Origin of the sequence: Trebonia sp. (assembly GCF_049794275.1) — a bacterium.
Classification (GTDB): Bacteria; Actinomycetota; Actinomycetes; order Streptosporangiales; family Streptosporangiaceae; genus Trebonia.
Genome location: NZ_JBARCR010000154.1, coordinates 1 through 1782, shown reverse-complemented (window position 1 = coordinate 1782; position 1782 = coordinate 1). Strand labels below are relative to the sequence as shown.

2 protein-coding genes are annotated in these 1782 nt (G+C 67.8%); one reads left to right on the top strand and one right to left on the bottom strand.

The features are described from left to right. Positions 1–860 precede the first annotated feature (860 nt). The gene (locus tag WA805_RS04515; protein ID WP_422275127.1) at positions 861–1019 is read left to right on the top strand and encodes a hydrophobic protein; all 159 of its coding nucleotides are present in this window, start codon (positions 861–863) and stop codon (positions 1017–1019) included. 83 nt (positions 1020–1102) lie between these two features. Here the strand turns inward: WA805_RS04515 and WA805_RS04510 are convergent, their stop codons facing one another. Then, the gene (locus WA805_RS04510) at positions 1103–1540 is read right to left on the bottom strand and encodes a MarR family winged helix-turn-helix transcriptional regulator (protein ID WP_422290475.1); all 438 of its coding nucleotides are present in this window, start codon (positions 1538–1540) and stop codon (positions 1103–1105) included. Between the last annotated feature and the right edge of the window lie 242 nt (positions 1541–1782).

Sequence of the window (1782 nt, the reverse complement as noted above, 5' to 3'; positions counted from 1 at the left end):
AGGTCACGGTGAGCAGTGGCGCGTTCACCGGTGAGCTGGCCGGGCGCGCCCTCGCCGGGCCGGGGGCGCGGCGGTGAGCGGGGACGCGGCAGAATCCCGGGCCGGGCGCGGCTCCGCGGCCGAGGCTCCGCGGCCGGGGGTCCGTTCGCGTGCGGAGACTGCGTGAGAAACTCGAGAGGGTAGGTTGCGGCGAGCGTGAGTCGGCGCGTTGGGGTGTTGGCACGTCCCAATAGAGGGGAGCGGTCTGCGAGGCCGTCGCCTTACTTTGGTCCGCGCGGACGTGCGAGAGCGGACGGCAGGTAACGATGGTCGGCGGCCTAGCAGGGGCGTACGCTCGGGTACATGCGATGGCCTTTCCGTAATCGCGGCATGGTGGAACGGACCTGCCTTAATTGCGGTCAGATTTGGGTGCTGAAGGCCGCAATGGCGGGCCGCAAGCCTCCCCGCACCCCACCAGCCCGCGCCCCACGAGGGTCCGTGTCGGGTGACCTGAGGTATGCGCAAACGTATAGCCCCTTCACCAACGCCGGGACGGATCAATTTCTGGCCTCTACGCATCTGCACGACGCCGATGCGGAGGACAAGGATTCCCAGGTTTTCAGGGCGTTGCAGGTCTGCCCGAAGTGCAACGGCAGCCGGTACGCACAGCGGCGGATCCGTGGTGACGGAGATAGCGCGGCACCAGGCGCTTCGCTTGGCCAGCGTGGTTGATGAGGCGACCGCGATAAGGCTGGCCGCCTGAGCTGAGGGCACCGGTAGAGCGGGTCGATTACGCAATCGGCAGGTTGAGCCCACACGTTTGAGCGCGGACCCGAGGGTAGGCAAAGGGAAGACAAAATCGACAAAGGAGGAGCGCCGTCATGGCTCTTATCCTGCTGATTCTCCTGCTGGCGATCCTGCTGGGGGGACTTGGCTTCGCCCTGCACGCCCTGTGGTGGATCGCGGCGATCGTCCTTATCGTATGGCTGGTCGGCTTCGTCTTCCGTGCCGGCGAAGGACGCCGCTGGTACCGGTGGTGACCCGGTAACCCGCGAAGGACCTCGATAACCCGCCGGAGCACACGAGGCCCGGCGGGTTATCGCTGTCCTGGGCCGCGAGTGTCCTAGATCCGGGAGATCCGGGGGTCGACCTGCCCGCCGTACTGGGTCACCAGGTCATCAAGAACGACCGCGAGCTGGTTCAGCCTGGCGAGGTGAGCCGGGGTCAGCTCTTGCAAGATCCGGTCGCCCGCCTCGGTCAGGCGGACTCGCACCACGCGGCCGTCATGCGGGTCACGGGCCCGTTCGACCAGTCCCGCCGCCGCGGCGCGGTCCACGAGCTCCACGGTGCTGTGCGGGCGCAGCAGCAGGTAGCCTGCCAGCTCGCCGATGGTGGGCGGGAGGTCGCCGGGGTGTCCCTTGACCGCCACCAGCAGCTGATGCTGGACGTGCGTAATGCCCTCGGCCTGGGCCTGGTCTTCGCTCCAGCGCTGGAAGCGCCGCAGCGCCACGCGGAACTCAAGTAGCCGCTCGAAGTCGCGTCGGGTTGGCCGGGGCATCATCACCCTTCCTGGCGGGTACGCGACACTATATCGCGGTGCGAGAGATGTAGCCCACGCGAAGCGAGTGGCTCGTCACCGGGCTGTCACCGCGGCATCCGGCCGCCTCGCGGAGCAGGCGCCATGATGTCTTCCCATCCTGGCGGGTCGGGGGGCAGCGGCGAGTCGTCGCCGCCCTGGTAGGGGGGCGACGGGTAGCGGTTCGTTGACTGGGACGTCAATACGTCCTCGTTGCCGTCATTATC

Excerpts from the sequence above, each read along its gene's own strand:
- WA805_RS04515 (WP_422275127.1), top strand. The coding sequence starts at position 861 with ATGGCTCTTATCCTGCTGATTCTCCTGCTGGCGATCCTGCTGGGGGGA.
- WA805_RS04510 (WP_422290475.1), bottom strand. The coding sequence starts at position 1,540 with ATGATGCCCCGGCCAACCCGACGCGACTTCGAGCGGCTACTTGAGTTC.